A 20,083-nucleotide genomic window follows, 5' to 3' on the forward strand; every position below is an offset into this window, starting at 1 on the left:
GTTATTGCCTGGATATGAAGAGTTCTTGATCACAGAAATAAGCTTTTCGAAGTCAGAACTCTTAATTTAAAAGTATAGACGATAGAGATTGGAAAAAGTTTCGCAATTTGAAAGAAAGATTCTGGTTATTAGAAGAATTGGTGTGAGTGAGTAACCTTGTGATGTAAAGACTCAATTGGTATAGTAATAAGTAGATTGATCATAAGAAGATGGAATATGGACATGAAGCACATGCTCCGGCGAACAGCCGGGTTGGCATGTGCTTTTTTTGCTTTCGGAAAAATTACGTTGGGGGAGGAGAGTAAATGAAGGTTGCCTTATATGCGTGCCGTGTAGGGGAAGGGTGGAGCATGGTGTTTTCACTTGACATTCGAGTGGATGTGACCTGGTGGCTCGAAGGAGGAAGTGGGAGACCTGTGCTGCGCTGGTTGCTGTTAGACACGGGGATGCCGTTAAGTCAGGCATCCTGGTTGGTTGAACATTTTGAGATGGAGCGGGGCATGGATCAGTGGGGGGAGCGCGAATGGCAGAGTTATCTTGCGCGGAAGCTGGATGTGTATGAACTGGCCTCGGGGGAAACAGAGGCCAGAAAAGGCATAGCGGGCAAAGCGAAGAGTGCCGCTGTGCGTGGTGCTTTGGTAGGCGGGATGCCCGAGCCGTATCCCGCCGGGCAGTGGGCTCAGCTGGAGCGGGACGCAGCCCTGCTGGCTGAGCGGATCAGCGGCCGCCAATTGCTGGCGGCCGAGGTGGAGGCGTTGCTGGCGGATACCGCCCAGCCGCCTGAGGAGTGGCGCGCGGCTGCGCAGCTCGCGTGCTTGCACGGGCGGCTGAGTATCACCGCCGCCCTCCAAGGGCCTGCCACGCGCCGTCGGCACGCGTGGCTTGGACGCGCGCGGAGCGCGCCCCGCTGCCACCGCTGTGGCAGCGAAGCCAGGCAGCGCGTGCCCTGCGCTGCCTGCGGCCTGGCGGCGTGCGCCTACTGCGAGGCTTGCCTCGCGCTGGGGCGCAGCCGTGCCTGTGCGCTGCTGCTACGCAGTGCAGCGCAAGGGGGCGTGCCACGACGCGGCGAAGCACCGCGTGGCACGGCCTTGACCCCCACCGGCGGCGGGCTCGCCCGGTGGGGGCTTAGCGTAGCGCAGAGCGCGGCAGCAGCCGCGGCGCTTGCGTTTTTGGCCCGGCCACCCGCAGGGGTTGGGCCGGGGCGGTTCTTGCTGTGGGCCGTGACCGGTGCCGGCAAGACCGAGATGATTTTCCCCTTGCTCCAACATACATTGGATCGCGGTGGACGAGCGCTGGTCGCTACGCCGCGCAGGGATGTGGTACTGGAACTTGCTCCGCGTCTGGCCAAAGCCTTTCCGGACACCTCGCTCGCTACCCTTTACGGAGGCAGTGACGAACGTTGGAAAGACGCTCAACTGACGCTCGCGACCACACATCAACTGATGCGTTTTTACCAGGGATTCAATCTCGTCATCATTGATGAACTAGATGCTTTTCCGTATCACAACGATCCCATGCTCGCTCACGCGGCTGCATCTTCATGTAAACCGGATGGCAATTTCGTCTATTTGTCTGCTACACCACCAGCTCGGCTACAGAGGGAAGCAGCGCAGGGAAAACTCACTCATGCCAAAGTGCCAGTACGTTTCCACCGTCATCCTTTGCCTGTGCCAAGATTGATCAAGATGGTTACCGTTGCTGAATGTATTAGGAAACGAAATCTTCCTTCTGCTTTGAAAACTAACATCCAAATTTCATTGAAGCGTGACGCCCAGGTATTTGTGTTTGTGACACGCATTGCCCAGATTGAGGCGTTTTTGAATCTGATGCGTCATACTTTTCCCGGAATCCATATCGAAGGAACTTCATCTCAGGACCCCGATCGGGCTAGCAAAGTTACAGCTTTTCGTGAACGCACAATTCGTCTGCTCGTAACCACCACAATTCTGGAGCGTGGCGTGACCATTCCGCGCAGCGATGTTTTTATATTGGATGCAGACAATGGTCTCTTTGATGAAGCTTCACTGGTTCAGATGGCAGGTAGAGCAGGGCGTTCGATGGATGACCCGGCGGGAAGAGTGGTTTTTGCATCATCTCGTCGGACACGTTCACAGGTGAAGGCCGTTGCACAGATTCGGAGAATGAACACCATCGCTCGTCGCAAAGGCTACCTACATCCGCCATCCCAGACATAATTTTCATCTGCCTAAATATATGAATTAGCATCCATATTTCAAAGTACACACAGCGTATATTTCCGTACATACCATTAGATTCTCCAGACCAGATTGGAGGTTTACACGATTATGTTTAACTGGCTCAGCAACATCGCCGATCACGCGCAACACCTTACTGAACGCCTTCATCATCTGCTCGCCCCACCGGGAGCGACTTGTCTGACATGCGGCACTCGGGCGATCCTTTCCTCGCTCTATCCAGGTATATGCCCACGTTGTGTGAAGCAGATTCCATGGATTCGTTCCATCCGCTGTCTGCGTTGTGGTCGGGGTGTCGGATGCCCGGACTGTGCTCGTCCACATAAGCAAAACCGTTCTTTTATCCTCAACCGCAGCGCCGTACAATACAACGCTCTTATGAAAGAATGGATTGGCATGTACAAATTCAGAGGCCATGAACGATACGCGCCGCTCTTAACCGCGCTGTTGATTCAAGCCTTTCAAGCGATGAGCGAGGAACAGAATTCTGCTTTGGCAAAAGAACCCCCAGCCCCCGTGGCTCATCTAGCCACGCCTGCTCAACAAACGAAGCCGCAATGGCGGCCTGCCGCGGTCACCTATGTTCCCGTGAGCAGCGAGCGCCTGGCCGAGCGCGGCTTCAATCAGGCGGAGCGGCTGGCTGCTGGGCTTGCCACCGCTTGCCGCCTGCCCATCGTTGATCTGTTGCAGCGCCAGATCAACACCACCAAACAAAGCTTCAAATCACGCGGTGAGCGTATCGAAACGATGAAGAATGCCTTCTCCATCAACCCGGATGGCATGCATCTAGTTAAAGAGCTATACAGAGAATCTTATCTGCCAACACAAAAGGGCATGTCACAAGCGAAGCCCATACAGATCCTTCTAATCGATGATATATACACAACAGGGAGCACCTTGGACGCTTGTGGACAGGCCATCTTGAATGCTGGCTTCTCCATGGAAATTCCGGTCGAGATTTACACACTGACACTGGCGAGATCCTAAGCAGCACCTCCAAATTAATGAATGACTGCCCAGTATTCTACGGCCACTTTAGGTGGGTGATCTGTGCTTTTGATTAATAGTAGACAGAGACAGGAAAATATGTTCTTTTATTAATCCTAGGTATGTTAATACGTGTCTCTACACTATTTATACCATTTGAAATATAGTTGTTTGATGAAATTATAAATGAAAGCGCAATAAGAAATTTTTTACATGTAAAAAAGAGGAATTGATTTTCTCGCGCAGAATAGATAGTTTTGCCGTTCACCACAGGTGACAGCATAGGGAGTGGCACAACATATCTTTTGAAGGGGAGAACAAAAGTGGTCGCAGGAAAAAGAAAAAACGGATTTTACTTATGGACTGTCCGTCTACTAGTATTCATGCTGGTATTCGGACAGTTTGGCGTGTACGGGGGAAACCGGGCACATGCAGCGGTAGGAAGCGGGATAGTCTCATCAAGCAATGATTATCAATATGTAATGACCAACAATAACGGCCAATTAGAGGTGAACCAAAAATCAGTTAAACTGAGTTGGGCGAGATCCTACAATATTTCATCAACAGGATATTCGTTCACCAGAATGCAGTCTATCCTGGGTTTCACAAGTGATATTACCAACATAAGCTTTGGATCGTTTACATCCAAATATGCCGGACAGATCGATAATGCTTTTCTAATTGATCTGAGCAAAGTGCGTGAAATTGCTACTGAGATGACGTACAGACAACCCTATAACCAAGTCGGACAATGGGAGATCACACACTATAATGTGCTAGGTCAACTGACGCCGATTGATGTATATGATTATGATGTCAGACAGTTGAGTTTGGTTGTAAACGCAGATACGGGAGAAGTTGTAGATTTTTACTCTGAACTTAATCCGTACTATACACGTAAAGCTGAACCCGCTTCTTTTACCAAGCAGGAGGTAAATCCGTTACCGATTAATAACGTACCATCTGTGCCTTCGAATATAACGGGTAACTCCAGTGAAAACACGACTCATATTCGCTGGGATCATGCACAGGAAGCTGTACAATATGAAATTGAGCGTGATGGTATTTTAATGGGGCCTTATTATGGTACGAGCTTGGATGATGCCGTACTCATTCCTAACAAAAATTACTCTTACAAAATACGTGCTATAAATTCTATAGGAAAAAGTGAATGGAGTAGTGTCTTTAATATCAAAACACTGCTTAACGAACCTGTTATCTCCACGAGCTCTGAGCAAGGGAAAAATATAATAGAGTGGGCTGCAATTAATCATGCCGATGGTTATCAACTCCAGATTGATGGTGAAGCCCCGATTGATCTAGGTAATGTAACAAATTACGAACACGTTGATTTGGAGGCAAACTCCAGTCATACCTATGCATTAAAAGCAGTATCTTCAGATAATGAGAGCAACTGGAGCAGAACGGTTACGCAACTTGTTGTGCCAGACTCAGCAAGTGGTTTGAAAATTACAGAAAATACATTCAATAAAATCTCTTTAAGTTGGACTGCAATTAAAGGTTCTAGTGGATATGACCTGGAGGTTGATGGGGTCGTCGTTCCGGTCTCTGGTACAACATACAGCAAGACGGCTCTTACGCCCAATACCGAGCACACATTTCGATTGAGATCTAAAAATGCAGGCGGCGTAGGTAAGTGGACTGATATGCTAACTGTTTCGACACTTTTAAGTACACCTGTTCTTAAAGCAATTTCATCGCAAGAAGAGATGATTTTGGTATGGCCTGCAATTGAGGGGGCTACCTCTTATGAGGTTGAAGCTGATGGAGTTAACGTAGGAATTGTTGTAGATCCGGCTTATACACACACTGATCTATTACCAGGGACACTTCATAAATATCGTGTACGAGCTTTGAATGATACCAATACAAGTGCATGGACTGCGATCTTGTCCCAAAGCACACTCCCTGGTCCTGTTTCGAATCTCACTATAAACTCGGTCACTAATGCAGCTATTGGTCTGAAATGGGCAGCAGTGACAGGGGCGACAGGATATGATTTGGAGATCGACGGTACCGTTGTCCCAGTAACGGGAGTAGCTTATACAAAGAGTGGTCTTGCAGCCAACACAGATCATACCTTCCGAATCCGTTCGAAGAACGCCGCAGGTGTAGGGGCATGGAGTGAGTTGATCAGTGGAACAACACTTCTAAATACACCGGTATTAAAAGCAACATCAGAAGAAACTGCAATCAATTTGACATGGGCAGCCATTACTGATGCAACGAAGTATGAAATTGAAGCCGATGGAGCAGTAGTAGCAACAGTAGGGGAACCTAGCTTCACCCATACAACACTGCTTCCAGGAACAGCCCATAAATATCGCATTCGTACGTTAGCCGAGACCAATACAAGTGCATGGACAGCAATTCTGACGCAAAACACAATACCGGCTTCGGTTACAGGGTTGAATATTAGCTCTGCGACGAACGTGGCGATTGCCTTGAAATGGACAGCAGTAACTGGAGCGACGGGGTATGACCTGGAAATCGACGGTATCGTTGTCCCAGTAACGGGAGTGGCCTATACGAAGAGCGGTCTTGCAGCAAACACAGACCATACCTTCCGTATCCGTTCGAAGAACGCCGCAGGAGTAGGTGCCTGGAGCGATCTGATTAGTGGAACAACATTATTGAATACACCCGTATTAAAAGCAACATCAGAAGAAACGGCAATTAACCTAACTTGGGCAGCTGTTGCAGACGCTACTACCTATGAGATTGAAGCCGATGGTGCAGTAATTGCAACAATTAGTGATCCAGCGTATGAACATGTTGATCTGTTACCAGGGACTGCGCATAAGTATCGAATTCGTGCTCTTACGGATATCAATACGAGTGCATGGACAACGATGTTGACGCAAAGTACAATACCGGCTTCGGTTACAGGGTTGAATATTAGCTCTGCGACGAACGTAGCCATTGCATTGAAATGGACAGCAGTAACGGGTGCAACGGGATATGATCTAGAGATCGATGGAACGGTTGTCCCCGTAACGGGAGTAGCCTATACGAAGAGTGGTCTTGCAGCCAACACAGATCATACCTTCCGTATTCGTTCGAAGAATGCCGCTGGTGTAGGAGTGTGGAGCGAACTCATCAATGGTAATACACTTCTAAATACACCGGTTCTAAAAGCAGCATCGGAAGAAACTAAAGTCAACCTCACGTGGGCTGAAGTAGCAGACGCAACGAAGTATGAGATTGAAGCGGACGGAGCAGTAGTGGCAACGTTAGAAGAACTTAACTACAGCCATACATCATTGCTGCCAGGAACGGCGCACAAGTATCGCGTTCGTGCGTTGACGGATACCAATACGAGTGCGTGGACAGCAATCCTGACGCAAAGCACTATCCCTGCTACAGTTACAGGATTAACTGTTAGCTCGGCTACGAATGTAGCCATTGCATTGAAATGGACAGCAGTAACGGGTGCAACGGGATACGATCTGGAAATCGATGGAACGGTTGTCCCCGTAACAGGAGTAGCCTATACGAAGAGTGGTCTTGCAGCGAACACAGACCATACCTTCCGTATTCGTTCGAAAAATGCAGCTGGTGTAGGGGCATGGAGTGAACTCATCAATGGAACGACACTCCTAAACACACCTGTACTAAAAGCATCATCGGAAGAAACTGCAATTAACCTGACATGGGTAGCTATTGCGGATGCGACCAAGTATGAGATTGAAGCAGATGGAGTAGAAGTGGCAACGGTGGAAGAGCCAGGATATAGTCACACAGGACAGGCGCCAGGAACGGCACATAAGTATCGCATTCGTGCGATGACGGGTACCAACACAAGTGCATGGACGGCAGTACTGACCCAAAGTACCATCCCTGCTGCAGTCAACGGGCTCATGTTAAATACCGCTACACCTGTTGCTATCTCAATGAAGTGGAGCCCAGTTACAGGCGCTACCGCTTATGATTTGGAAATTGATGGTGTTGTGATTTCTGTGAGTGGAGCTGCTTATACGAAAAGTGGTCTTCTGGCAAATACAGAGCATACCTTCCGCATTCGTGCAAAAAATGCTGCCGGCATTGGCAGCTGGAGTGAGATCGTAACTGCTTCGACCCAATTAAATGTACCCACAACGCTGAAAGCTGTACCTGAAGAAACGGCTGTTACGCTGACTTGGAATGAAGTTATTGGTGCAACAAAATATGAGATTGAGGCCGATGGCATAGTAGTTGCTACGGTGAGTGATCTCTTGTATGTCCACAATGGAGTGCTTGGTGGCACGATTCATAAGTACCGTATTCGTGCCCTGACCGACACTAATGTGAGTGCATGGACAGCAATAGTGTCGCAAACTACGTTACCTGCCAGTGTCTCAGGTTTAAGTATTAACTCTGCAACAACAGCGGCTATCGCGCTGAGATGGAGTGCTGTTACCGGAGCTACCGGATACGATCTTGAAGTTGATGGTACAGTGGTCGCCGTGAGTGGAGTTGCTTATACGAAAAGTGGACTTGCGCCGAATACAGAGCATACATTCCGTATTCGTGCCAAAAATGCTTCCGGTACGGGAGCGTGGAGTGAGGTTATAACGGGAATGACTCAAATGACCACACCTGTGCTGAAGGGAACTTCGGACAGAACCAACGTTATTCTGACGTGGGACGCGGTTGTGGGAGCTTCGTCTTACGAAATTGAAGCTGATGGGCAAGTTGTGGCAACTGTCAGTGATGCAACGTTTATTCATCCTGAACTGTTACCGTCCAGTTTGCATAAATATCGCATTCGGGCATTCAATGATCAGAACACAAGTGTATGGTCTTCTGTACTAAGTATTAGAACATTGAATTAGTGATGTATAATGGGGAACGGGGTTGCATATATGTGCATCCTGTTCCCCCTTTTTGTTTTGTAAATAGACTATGGCTTCATCAGAGAAAATAAGGTAATGTATAGTTATTATCTATTCGGAAATGGAAGTTTGAGAGGGGCGTTTTAGCGATGAATCTAGGTAATTGTCCTCGCTGTGGTAAATTATATGCGTTGAATTTTCGAGATGTATGCTCGAACTGTATTAAGGAAATGGAACAGGAATATCAGATCTGTGTAGATTATTTGCGTGAAAACAAGGGCACCAACATACAGGAACTATCGGATGCAACAGAAGTTTCGATCAAAACCATTACCAAGTTCATCCGAGAGGGACGGATTTCCATCGAAAACGCCCCGAATATGATGTATCCTTGTGAAGTATGCGGAACATTGATTCGTGATGGTCATATGTGTGACTCTTGTCGTCATCGTTTGACGAAAGACTTGGCAGGGGCAGCTCGTGAAGTAGGTCAGAAGGATAACGGCAATATAGGCGGACGAACCTACAATGCTGTCGACAAACTGCGCAATTCATAGGAACGAGGTCTTAAATACAGATCTTGCTATAACAAATGTTTTGAAACGTACCGATAAACTTATTAAAGATTATCGGTTTTTTTTATTATCCTAATCATTTTGATAACATAAAGATAAAGTAAGAAAAACGTATATCGTCGTTAAAAACCTTATTTGGAAGGAAGTGTAAGTTAAATGAAAATCAATGAACCGAGTAGAATTGGCGCCATCAATTCATATCAAAGGAACGTTGAATCCAATCAGCAGGCTGATGCCAAGAAGAGCCGCCGTAAGGACGAAGTATCCATTTCTCCGGAGGCGATGAAGATGCTTGAGGAACAAAGTCGTACACAGGATGCAGGACGCATACAACGGATACAGGAACTGAAAGAACAGGTGAGTTCGGGAACGTATCAGGTAGACAGTAGTAAGCTTGCTGACAAGCTACTGCCGTATTTTAAGTCTTTTGATAAGGAATAGGTGATTACGTAATGGCAGCACTGGACAGATTGATTGCAGTTTTACAGCAAATGGAACAAAGTCACCGTGATATGCTGGCACTCAGTGAGGTCAAGAGACAGGTCATTGTCAAAAACGATGTGGATGAACTCATTGCCCTCCTCAACAAAGAATCTCGTTTCATGAAACAACAGGAGCCATTGGAGATCGAGCGGCAGAGTGCAGTTCACGAACTGCTACAGGAGCGAGGCATCAAGTCCATGCTGAACCTGAACATTACAGAGATCTCCAAACTGATTTTTGATCCGGCTGACAAACAGCGATTGCTCGAAGTCCAGAAGAAGCTGGCGGGAACACTGCAGGAGTTAAAAGAAATTAATCAACTGAACCAAATGCTGATCGAGCAATCGTTGATGTTTATTGATCTTTCCATGGACATCTTTGCTTCTCGGCCAGAACAGGATGCCACATATCAGCATCCTGCTGATAAGAACGGTAATCCAGGGCGAATCGGTCTGTTTGACACGCGTGCCTGATTAATTAGGGGGAAACCAGGTGACATCTACATTTCATTCAATCGAAACGGCTAAACGCAGTTTGTTCACACAGACGACAGCTCTTAGCACAACAGGCCATAACGTAGCCAATGCCAACACGGAAGGCTATTCACGTCAAAAGGTAAACATGCAGGCATCCATTCCAATGGAGCCATTTGCATTTCTGCATAGCACAACACCAGGACAGCTTGGTACAGGGGTAGAGTTCGACTCCATTACCCGTGTGCGCGAGAAATTCTTGGATGACCAATATCGCAATGAAAACACCAACTTCGGGAGTTGGTCCATTCAACGAGATACACTTGAGAAACTTGAAGCTATTGTCAACGAACCTTCTGACACCGGATTTCGGACGGTTATGGATAACTTCTACAAATCATGGTCAGATCTGAGTAAAAACCCTGAGGACGTTACGGCACGCCGGATTGTCAAGGAAACTACACTCGCTCTTACGGATGCGATGAATCAGATTAGCCACCAATTGGATGCGCTTAGTCAGGATTTGGATAGTAACATTGCAGTGAAAAGTAATGAGATCCAGGGTTACCTGGGTAACATTGCAAACCTCAATAGTGCAATCGTGAAAATTGAGTCTCTTGGCGACAATGCCAACGATTTACGTGACCAAAGGGATTTAATGACGGACAAGCTGTCTAAAATCATGAATGTTACCGTAACGGATTCCCCGCAAGGATATGCTATCCAGATGAATGGACAGGCACTCGTTACAGGCGGGGCAGTACAAGTCGCGGTAGATCCTGCTTTTCTGAATGATGCATATACTGCTGGTACACTCACCAATGGTGAAGTTCATGGTATGATTAAGTCCAGAGATACCTTGGTAAGTGATTACCGGAAACAAATGGACGACTTGGCTAATACCCTTGCTAATGGAGATATCGAGATAACTCTTCCTGCGGGTTCTGTTTTACCAGATAACACTGTACTGGATGGTGTTACATACACGGGTGCAGCACGCACACTCGCTACAGATTTGAAAGTTACAGTAAAAGGGCTTAATGGATTGCACCAACTTGGATATAGTATGGACGGAACCAATTCGCCAGGCGTTCCCTTCTTTACAGCAGCCGGTGGTGGAACAGCCATCACAGCTGGCAATATTTCGTTGAATGCCGAGATCCTGGCTGATCCGAATAAGATTGCGACTTCGCTTCGTACATCGGATGCTTCTGGTACAGAGACTGTAATCAAAGGTAATAATACACTTGCCATCTTGCTTGCGAATCTGAAAGATACACCGATGAAATCAGCAGATGGTTTACGTAATGCAACAATCGGTGCGCAATTCAGTGCCATTGTGGGACAACTGGGGGTACAATCTCAGGAAGCGGCTCGTCAGACATCCAACTCGGAGTTCCTGGTAGAGCAAGTGGATACTCGTCGCCAATCCGTGAGTGGCGTATCTTTGGATGAAGAGATGTCCAATATGATCAAGTTCCAGCATGCCTATAACGCTTCTGCTCGATTTATGACCACATATGATGAATTACTTGATAAGTTGATCAACTCTACTGGAACAGTAGGCAGATAATAGAAGGGAGTGACATAACAGACCATGAGAATAACGAATAACATGCTTAGTTCACAGTTGCTTTTGAACTTGAACCGGAATGCACAGCAGATGAACAATACCCAGACCCAACTGGCAACAGGCCGTAAAATTAACAAACCTTCGGATGATCCGGTAGGGATCACATACTCCCTTCGTTATCGTGCAGAACTTTCATCGAATGATCAGTATCAGAAAAACGTAGACAGTGCTATATCCTGGCTTGAGTTTAATGATACGGTTATGAATCAGGCGGGTAATGCCGTACAGCGTCTGCGCGAGTTGACGGTACAAGCTTCGACAGGGACGAATCCGCAGTCCGCGCTGGACAGTATTAATGAAGAGGTCAAACAGTTGAAAGAACAGCTGATTGATATCTCAAACAGTAAGCTTAACGGAAAATATATTTTTAATGGCGAGACATATGACATCAAACCGTATGATTTCCCGTCTAATCCAGACGGTACTCTAGATACAACGAATGCTACTTCTGTTGTGACGGATAAAGGGAAGATTAACTTCATTGTAGGTGAAAGTGTTCAATTGCCTATTAATGTGAGTGGTAATGAAGTGTTTGGCACAGAGACGGAAGAAGATAACTTGTTTAACATCGTGAACAACATCATGAAAGCTCTCACAGAGGGAAATCAAAAAGAGCTATCCAATCAGTTGGATCATATTGATAGCCGTACGGACAAGATGCTTGCGATCCGTTCTGAGATTGGTGCCAAAACGAACCGGGTGGATCTGATGATGGGACGTTTGGATGATCTCGGCATTAACCTGACAGATCTGCAATCCAAAGTCGAGGATGCGGATTATGCCGAACTGGCGATGCAATCCAAAATCCAGGAAAACATCTATAACGCTTCCTTGTCTGCCGGTGCCAAAATTATCTCTCCATCTTTGGTGGACTTCTTAAGATAAAAAGGAGGAGTTAACGTTTGAGTACTCTTCCCGTTCTTCAGATTAGGACAACGCCGACTCTATTAAGTATTGATGCAGATCCAGGACAGTTCTCCATTCGTCAACCCAAAGCTGAGGTACAGTTGAACACGAGACCTGCCAAGCTAACGGTGGAGAGTCATCCGATGAGATTGAGTGTAGATCAGAGCAAGGCATTCTCTGCTTACACGGGCGGCAATATGATTGATATGAATGCACGGATCTATTCAGGCATTCAACAGATATTTCTGCAGAATATGGCTGAACGAGTTCAGCAGGGTAATGAATTGGCCGCAATTCATAAGCCTGGAAATACCATTGCGAATATTATTGGCTCAGACTGGCAGGGGAGGCCGTTTCCGGAAACGCGGACACCCGCTTCTTCTGGGAATGTAGAGACTCGTGTCTATACTCAGGCGCCGGATATCAACTTTACTCCAGCTGTCTCGGAAATGAATGTCATTGTGAATAGACCGGAGATTGAGTATAATCGGGGCAAGCTTGATGTCTATGTGAAGCAGTATGCATCGATTCAGTACACGCCACCTGCCATAGATATAGGATTCTAGTTATTATAAAGTAGAGCTATAGACGGTCTTGATCGTAGACATCTATGGCTCTTTTTGCATAAAACTTTCGCCAGGGAGGCGTTTATTATTCATATTCAGACAAGCATGTGGGGATCATTAGAGGTTAAAACAGAAGATGTATATCAATTTCCTAAAGGTTTACCCGGATTTGAAGAAGAAACTGAGTTTGCTTTGGTTCCTTGGGAAGATACACCTTTCAGTTATTTGCAATCTACAAGAGAGCCGGGACTGGCATTCCTCTTGGTAAGTCCGTTTACTTTCGTACCAGATTATAGTTTTGAATTGGGAGAGCTAGATAAGGAAGAATTGGAGATTGCAGAGCAAGTGTCCGTGTACTCTATGGTAACCATTCATTCACAGGCGAATAAATCAACAATGAACCTGCTTGCACCCGTAGTTCTTAACCCCGAGCAACATTTAGGTAAGCAAGTCGTGCTCCATCAATCTTCTTACGATACACGTCATCTAATCTGGGCAGAAGACGATGCCAAATCAGTGAAAGGTGGAGTGTAAATGCTGGTATTATCACGTAAAAAAGGCGAGTCCATTATCATTCAGGATCAGATTGAGGTGACTGTGCTCGCCGTAGAGGGAGATACCGTACGTATTGGAATCTCCGCACCCAAGCATATTGATATATTCCGGCAGGAGATCTATGCTTCGATCCAAGAGGCTAATCGGGAGTCTGCCACGCCGCTGGCAGCCAATATTGAAGCCTTTATGGAACGTCTGCGAAATACAGATATCAAAAAAGATTAAAAATATTCCAATTTGCTATAAACAGTTGCTCACCTTCCGTCGATATATAATTTAGACGCTGCTTCGGCAGGGCGGCCGACCTTAATGTCGCGGCGTTTACCACAAGGATGTGGAACTAATTTATCTTCAGGGAGGAAATATCAAATGATTATCAACCATAATATTACGGCGTTGAACACTCACCGCCAACTGTCCACTAACTCTGCTGCAACTAGCAAAAACATCGAGAAATTGTCTTCTGGTCTTCGTATCAACCGTGCTGGTGACGATGCTGCAGGCTTGGCAATCTCCGAAAAAATGCGCGGTCAAATCCGCGGTTTGGATATGGCTTCCAAAAATGCTCAAGATGGTATCTCTTTGATCCAAACAGCTGAGGGCGCATTGAGCGAAACTCACAGCATCCTGCAACGTGTACGTGAACTTTCCGTTCAATCCGCTAACGGTACGAACACTGAAGAAGATCGTAAAGCATTGCAAAGCGAAGTTTCCCAATTGAAATCAGAAATCGACCGTATCGGTGATACTACTGAGTTCAATACGAAGAAATTGTTGAACGGCGCTTTGAAAACTTCAGGTGCTTCTGTAGGTCTGGATTCTACTACAGGAACTTCTGTTGCTAAGTTGTCTGCGGGTAAAATTGCTGGCACAGCAGCTATTGATGTAGTTGCTAACAAACCAGATACTGCTGACTTTGTAAAAGAAACGTTGAACATCGATGGAACTGAAATTGATGTAAACTGGCAGAACCTTAGTGCAGATGAAAAGAGTGTCTTAACTGGTGTAACTGCCGATCCTGCTTCTAGACAAAAAGCAGTTGACTTAATTGTAAGCAAAATCAATGAAGCAATTGATGCTTCTGGTAAAAATGTAGCACATGTAAAAGGATATCAAGCTGCTGGTCTTGTTACAATTGAAAGTGGTTCTACAGGAACTGCTTCAACTGTTGAAAACGTTGCTGGTGCAGGGGTGTTCGCTAAGGTAGCAGCTGGTGGTACAGCAGCTGCAGGGACTAGCAATTATAACGGTACGGCTATTACAGCCAATGATCCATTCAACTTTACTATTGGTGACACTAAACTTCAAGGACAAATGGGTGTTGTAGCTAATGGAGATACCATGGATTCCGTTGCAACTAAATTGGAAACAGCTATCAACGCCGCAATTGCTAAAGCTAACACTGCATCTGGTGCGACAGCTGATGGTGACTTTGGTTATATCAAGGACGTAAAAGTTAATGCTTTGGCAGACGGACGTCTTGAAATTGTTAGCGAAAGTGGTTCCATTAACCTTGAAGATCTTGCGGGCAAAACTACGGTTAAAGATTTGGGTCTGACTCAAGCACAAACCGATGCTTCCGGCAATGGTGGCGTTACTTTCCAAATCGGTGCTAACAAAGGTCAAAGCATCACTTTCGGTGTAAATGACATGCGTTCCGCTGCTCTGGGCGTAGCTGGTGTAGACATCTCTACTACAGCTGGTGCTTCTAACGCAATCACTTCTTTGGATAAAGCAATCAGCTCCGTTTCTAGCGAGCGCGCTAAATTGGGTGCGGTTCAGAACCGTCTGGAACACACAATCAACAACTTGAACACATCTTCCGAGAACCTGACTGCAGCTGAGTCCCGTGTACGTGACGTAGACATGGCTAAAGAAATGATGGAACAAACGAAGAACAACATCCTTGCACAAGCTGCACAAGCAATGTTGGCTCAAGCTAACCAACAACCACAAGGCGTTCTGCAATTGCTTCGTTAAGGTTCACTTCAATACCGAAAGCTCCGGATTACTCCGGGGCTTTTTTTTGTTTTGCTAGGAATTCCCTAAAATAACGAAGACCAATGACCGATATATATAATAAATCAAGCGTTCTTGGAGGATAGAGCACATGAATGTACAGTTTTCCTTCTCGGCATCCGGCGCAGCTAACGGACAGCCCCGACCAGAAGTAGCTCCTGTTCAAAGTGCAAGTGAATCAATATCTTCAGCGTCAGCTATTAAGAATTATAAAGATCTGAGCACGAAAGAAAGCCAAGGTGCTAAAATTTCGGTTGCAGATGAGCAATTGATTAAAACGATTGAACGTGCAGTGCAATCTTTGCAAGGCCCTGAGACTACGCTGGAGATCAGTGTCCATGAGAAGACCCATGACATTATGGTCAAAGTGATGAATAAAGATACTGGGGAACTTATTCGTGAGATTCCACCAGAGAAAACGTTGGACTTGGTTGCCAAGATGATGGAAATCGCAGGTATATTGGTAGACGAGAAAATATAATTATAGGAGGGATTGAATGGTTACACGTATTAACGGCTTCTCCGGTATGGACGTCGATAGCATGGTTAAAAGTATGATGGTTGCGAAACGAATTCCGCTGGATAAACTAAATCAGGAAAAGCAAATCCTAGAATGGAAACGAGACAGCTATAGAGAAATTAATAGTAAGCTCGTGGACTTTCGTACAAATAAACTCATTGATAAGTATGGTAAAAGTGCAGCATTAAATACACAAAAAGCTGTAGTGAGCGGGAACACAGATGCCCTTAAAGCAGAAGCTTCAGCTACTGCCAACGGGATCGATATGAAAGTCAGTATTACGCAATTAGCAACCAAGAAAACAGTTGAAACCTTCGGTCTTGATGTACCTGTAGCCAGCACCAAGACGTTAGCTGATTTGCAGATTATGAAAGAAGGAAAAGATCCAGCTACACTCACAGAGGCAGATCGAACTGCGCTCAATGCTGAAGAATTTAAATTCACGATTAACGGTGTGAGTTTTACCGATAGTAATGGTAAGTCATTATTTACCGGATCTACATCCATCGCTACGATGGTCGCTACGATTAATGGTAATGCCAAAGCTAACGTTACTGCCAAGTATGATGAGATAAGTGGTAAATTAATTATCAACTCTAAAACGAGTGGTACAGACGGTAAAGCAGATCTTGTAGCAACGGATGATGACAGTTTACTTGAGCTTTTTAATCAGAAATATAACCCAGTTAATGATGGGCCGGACAAGTACAAAACAACAAATGCTCAAGATGCCAAATTCAGTGTTAACGGCAGAGATTATACGGACAAGAGCAATACTGTTACCATTAACGGTGTGCAGTTAACTCTTCAGAAGACGACAGCAGATCCGGCAGACCCTTCTAAGGACATACCTGTTAGCATTACGACATCGAGTGATACTGAAACTGCTTTGCAAACCATTAAAAGCTTCGTAGAGGACTATAACTCGTTAATAACGTTGTTAAATACCAAGTTAGACGAGAACAAATATCGTGACTTCAAACCGTTGACCGACGAACAAAAGACAGCGATGAAAGATACGGATATTACCAACTGGACTGACAAAGCTAAGAGTGGTCTATTGAAAAATGATGACATTTTAAGATCAGCGCTTTCTAACATGAGAGGAATTATATCGGGTCAAGTCGTCGCTTTGTCTGAGATGGGGATTACAATGGGATCCTACAACTCAGGAGGCAAAATTGTTCTGGATGAAGTCGTCTTGAAAAAAGCGTTGACTGAGAATCCTCAAAAAGCAGTTGATCTGTTCCAGGGGACAGGTAGTGAGGCGAATAATGGTATTTTTGACAAGTTGGCAGACAAAATATCAGGTTCGTTGGATAGCCTCGTTACACGTGTCGGAACCAGTAAATTCTCAGCTGATCTCACAGTCAGTTACAAAGAAGAAAGTGCTATGGGTAGAAAACTCAAAGAGTACAATAGTCGAATTACGAATATGCTTACCATTTTGGAAAACACAGAGACTCGTTATTATAAACAGTTCACTGCGATGGAAACAGCAATGAACAAACTCAGTTCACAGTCGTCCAGTCTATTCTCTACCACTAGCTAAGAGAAATTTTATAATAGAGGGTGACCTAATTGATTAAATCTCCTTATGAAAAATATCGTCAATCTTCCGTTCAGACATCAACGCCAGCTCAACTGGTAATTATGCTGTATGATGGGGCAATCCGATTTGTAAAAGTTGGACTTGAGGGCCTGAATAACCAGGATATTGAAAAGGCGAATTTGAATCTGGGTAAAGCTCAGACGATTATTAGTGAACTTATGTCTACGCTGGACCAGTCATTCGATGTATCCAAAAACTTGTTCGCTCTATATGAGTACACGAACTATCTTCTAATCGAGGCTAATATTCGTAAAAGTCCAGAAAAAGCAGAAGAGGCCATTGGATATTTGACGGATTTGCGGGAAACTTGGGTGCAGGCTTCTAAACTTGCCTCTGCTCAGACTGAAAGTGCTCATGGATAAGCTTATTGAGCAATTGTCTATAATGACTCAGGAAGTCATTGAACGGATTGAGGAGATCTCATATGAGGAACTGGAGTCCTTCATAGAAGATCGCCAACATATTGTGGATGCTATAATTAAAGAGAGTGAGAATTGTCCTCTGGATGTGAAACAAAAAGGGGAAGTTCATCGGATTTTGGCCTATGATAAAACTTTACTTAATCGTATGAACGCACTTCGGGTTGAGGCTCAAGATTGGTTGCATAAGCGTAATCAAGCAAAAATGCAGCGAAATGTATATGAGACAACCTATGCGCCGGATAGTATGCTTATGGATAGAAGAAAATAACATATAAAGAACAGGGCAGATCACCTAAGATTTGCTCTGTTTTATTTTAAACGTAGTCTGTTAACTCGTCTTATCTATGAAAATGAAGATTGTTTTAATAAATAATTTGATTGTTCATATAAATATGAGTTAATAGATTTAAGCAAACAGTGCCATGTTTTTAGTGATCTACTACTTTTTAGTACAGGTCAATTTTCTGCTTATCCTAAAATAACCCCTTATACTAATTAACTATAATAGTAAAATTATAAAATGTTTAACTTTCGTATATTTTGTTATTCACTCGTTATCTGAATAGTAAACTCTCATCCGAGTTTCTATTATTAATACATAAAAAATAGACTTACCAACCCTCCAATTACCTGATATATTCAAGTTATCCCACCTTTCAACACAATCCCCAATTAATCTACAAAAAATTCCAAGAAAACATTTACTTTTCCAATTGACAATGGATAACTTTGGATGGTATTATCTGAATTGTGGGCAGAGGTTAAGGCCGAAAGCTTCACTTCATTTGATGACGAAGGGAATGTTAGTGCATGCAAGGTAAAGTAAAATGGTTCAACGCAGAAAAAGGTTACGGTTTCATTGAAACTGAAGACGGCGGCGACGTATTCGTACATTTCTCCGCAATTCAATCCGAAGGATTCAAAACTTTGGAAGAAGGTCAATCCGTAGAATTCGACATCGTCGAAGGCGCGCGTGGACCGCAAGCAGCTAACGTAATCAAATTATAATCATCCGGACAATCCGACCTACATATATGGTTAGATGGTTACCAAATTGAATTATCGCTAGCATCAGACTCCGGTACGTTCCGGGGTCTTTTTTTGTTTCAATAGATTAGAGATTTTGAGAATCATCCGAGGAACATTATTCTATTAAATTTAATAGATTCAAGAGATAGATTGAAGTTCATTTTACATAATAGATTGAGCAGGATCAAAAACGGTTAAATACATCATCAAGCGCCTAATAAGACATAGCATGTAAATTTGCGATTATGGCTGAATATGATGGAATATCGCGAAATATGGCGTTATGCCTACGTTGGCAGATGTGGCTTGAACAGATGTCATTATTCGGTCACCGGGAGTTTTTACATGGCGCTTACATTCGTGTTATAATGAAGTGGCAAAGGAAAAAGGAGGAGTGCCCTATGAATTTAAGTATTCGAGGTCAACAAATCGAGGTTACTGATGCTTTGAAGGATTATGTCGACAAAAAGTTGAGTAGACTCGAGAAGTATTTCGATGCACCCCTTAACTCTGACGGTGCTGTTACATTGAGCACGACGAGAGGCTTGCATACGGTGGAAGTGACGATTCCTTTGAAAGGCATTGTGCTCCGCGCTGAGGATGAGAGCGACGATATGTACGCATCCATTGACTCCGTGGTAGACAAGCTGGAACGTCAGATCCGCAAACATAAAACAAAAATTAACCGTAAGTTCCGCCAGGAAGGCAGCCTGAAAACACTCTTCGTTGAAGATCCAACAGGCACTGTAGCTACAGCTGAACTGGATGCGGACACGGATGAAGATGATCTGGAAGTTGTACGGACGAAACGCTTTATGTTGAAACCAATGGACGTGGAAGAGGCAATCCTCCAAATGAACATGGTTGGTCACAACTTCTTCGTATTCTCCAACATTGACAGTGAAGAAGTTAGCGTTGTTTACAAACGGAACGATGGTAAGTACGGATTGATTGAACAAGGTTAATCTTAACGTACAGGATCATTGGATCGGATTTGGGTATAATATCTAATAATAATGAAGATAGGAACTGTAGTTTCCTGGATTAGACTTAACAAGAGCTTCCATCCCTTAGGGGATGGGGCTCTTTTGTGCGTAGAGGGGCTGGGAAATGACCTTTGGAAATAAAATGGTGAAACTATTCCCTATGTAGCTGCGTCTAATAGATAGTAAGAAGAATCATAAACTGTACAGTTTATCCGCCAGATTAGGACGGTACGAAAACATTCGTACCACATGCATTCTAGAACTTT

General features: G+C 44.8%; 19 protein-coding genes. 18 read left to right on the forward strand and 1 reads right to left on the reverse strand.

The window, feature by feature from the left end; all coding sequences use genetic code 11:
• Positions 1-305: 305 nt before the first annotated feature.
• Entirely contained in the window at positions 306-2,195 is a 1,890-nt protein-coding gene (locus tag QF049_RS26275) for a helicase-related protein (protein WP_483874755.1), read from the forward strand.
• Between the two features lie 24 nt (positions 2,196-2,219).
• Here the strand turns inward: QF049_RS26275 and QF049_RS26280 are convergent, their stop codons facing one another.
• The gene (locus tag QF049_RS26280; protein WP_307541781.1) at positions 2,220-2,633 is read right to left on the reverse strand and encodes a hypothetical protein; all 414 of its coding nucleotides are present in this window, start codon (positions 2,631-2,633) and stop codon (positions 2,220-2,222) included.
• 99 nt (positions 2,634-2,732) lie between these two features.
• Between QF049_RS26280 and QF049_RS26285 the strand changes: the two genes are divergently transcribed.
• From QF049_RS26285 to hpf, 17 genes are all read left to right on the forward strand, one after another.
• The gene (locus QF049_RS26285; RefSeq protein ID WP_307541783.1) at positions 2,733-3,203 is read left to right on the forward strand and encodes a ComF family protein; all 471 of its coding nucleotides are present in this window, start codon (positions 2,733-2,735) and stop codon (positions 3,201-3,203) included.
• A 323-nt stretch (positions 3,204-3,526) separates the two neighbouring features.
• Complete coding sequence (locus QF049_RS26290) at positions 3,527-8,038, forward strand: fibronectin type III domain-containing protein (RefSeq protein ID WP_307541785.1); 4,512 nt, start codon at positions 3,527-3,529, stop codon at positions 8,036-8,038.
• A 149-nt stretch (positions 8,039-8,187) separates the two neighbouring features.
• On the forward strand, positions 8,188-8,595 hold the full coding sequence (locus tag QF049_RS26295; protein WP_307541787.1) for a TIGR03826 family flagellar region protein: 408 nt from the start codon (positions 8,188-8,190) through the stop codon (positions 8,593-8,595).
• Between the two features lie 174 nt (positions 8,596-8,769).
• Positions 8,770-9,054 (forward strand): flagellar biosynthesis anti-sigma factor FlgM, encoded by a 285-nt coding sequence (flgM, locus tag QF049_RS26300; RefSeq protein WP_047840678.1) that lies wholly within the window; start codon positions 8,770-8,772, stop codon positions 9,052-9,054.
• An 11-nt stretch (positions 9,055-9,065) separates the two neighbouring features.
• Entirely contained in the window at positions 9,066-9,569 is a 504-nt protein-coding gene (locus tag QF049_RS26305) for a flagellar protein FlgN (protein ID WP_307541789.1), read from the forward strand.
• Between the two features lie 19 nt (positions 9,570-9,588).
• Positions 9,589-11,142, forward strand: coding sequence for a flagellar hook-associated protein FlgK (gene flgK, locus QF049_RS26310; RefSeq protein ID WP_307541791.1), 1,554 nt, complete (start codon positions 9,589-9,591; stop codon positions 11,140-11,142).
• A 24-nt stretch (positions 11,143-11,166) separates the two neighbouring features.
• A complete protein-coding gene (flgL, locus tag QF049_RS26315) occupies positions 11,167-12,087 on the forward strand; it encodes a flagellar hook-associated protein FlgL (RefSeq protein ID WP_307541793.1) in 921 nt (306 codons plus the stop codon).
• A gap of 17 nt (positions 12,088-12,104) precedes the next feature.
• Positions 12,105-12,674 (forward strand): DUF6470 family protein, encoded by a 570-nt coding sequence (locus tag QF049_RS26320; protein ID WP_307541796.1) that lies wholly within the window; start codon positions 12,105-12,107, stop codon positions 12,672-12,674.
• A gap of 105 nt (positions 12,675-12,779) precedes the next feature.
• Entirely contained in the window at positions 12,780-13,208 is a 429-nt protein-coding gene (fliW, locus tag QF049_RS26325) for a flagellar assembly protein FliW (RefSeq protein WP_307541798.1), read from the forward strand.
• On the forward strand, positions 13,209-13,454 hold the full coding sequence (gene csrA / locus QF049_RS26330) for a carbon storage regulator CsrA (protein WP_036612471.1): 246 nt from the start codon (positions 13,209-13,211) through the stop codon (positions 13,452-13,454).
• A 144-nt stretch (positions 13,455-13,598) separates the two neighbouring features.
• Entirely contained in the window at positions 13,599-15,209 is a 1,611-nt protein-coding gene (locus tag QF049_RS26335) for a flagellin N-terminal helical domain-containing protein (protein WP_307541801.1), read from the forward strand.
• A 130-nt stretch (positions 15,210-15,339) separates the two neighbouring features.
• Positions 15,340-15,729, forward strand: a complete 390-nt coding sequence (locus QF049_RS26340) for a flagellar protein FlaG (protein ID WP_307541802.1) — start codon at positions 15,340-15,342, stop codon at positions 15,727-15,729.
• 16 nt (positions 15,730-15,745) lie between these two features.
• The gene (gene fliD / locus QF049_RS26345) at positions 15,746-17,320 is read left to right on the forward strand and encodes a flagellar filament capping protein FliD (protein ID WP_307541804.1); all 1,575 of its coding nucleotides are present in this window, start codon (positions 15,746-15,748) and stop codon (positions 17,318-17,320) included.
• Between the two features lie 29 nt (positions 17,321-17,349).
• Positions 17,350-17,742 carry a flagellar export chaperone FliS gene (fliS, locus tag QF049_RS26350; protein ID WP_253441270.1) on the forward strand — a complete coding sequence of 131 codons (393 nt, stop codon included), beginning with the start codon at positions 17,350-17,352 and terminating at the stop codon, positions 17,740-17,742.
• Entirely contained in the window at positions 17,735-18,070 is a 336-nt protein-coding gene (fliT, locus tag QF049_RS26355; protein WP_307541807.1) for a flagellar protein FliT, read from the forward strand. The genes fliS and fliT overlap by 8 nt, the downstream gene beginning before the upstream one ends.
• Positions 18,071-18,612: 542 nt before the next feature.
• Entirely contained in the window at positions 18,613-18,810 is a 198-nt protein-coding gene (locus QF049_RS26360; RefSeq protein ID WP_024631599.1) for a cold shock domain-containing protein, read from the forward strand.
• Between the two features lie 422 nt (positions 18,811-19,232).
• The gene (gene hpf / locus QF049_RS26365; RefSeq protein ID WP_124116500.1) at positions 19,233-19,796 is read left to right on the forward strand and encodes a ribosome hibernation-promoting factor, HPF/YfiA family; all 564 of its coding nucleotides are present in this window, start codon (positions 19,233-19,235) and stop codon (positions 19,794-19,796) included.
• Positions 19,797-20,083 lie beyond the last annotated feature (287 nt).

It is taken from the genome of Paenibacillus sp. W4I10 (assembly GCF_030816325.1).
GTDB lineage: Bacteria > Bacillota > Bacilli > Paenibacillales > Paenibacillaceae > Paenibacillus > Paenibacillus amylolyticus_B.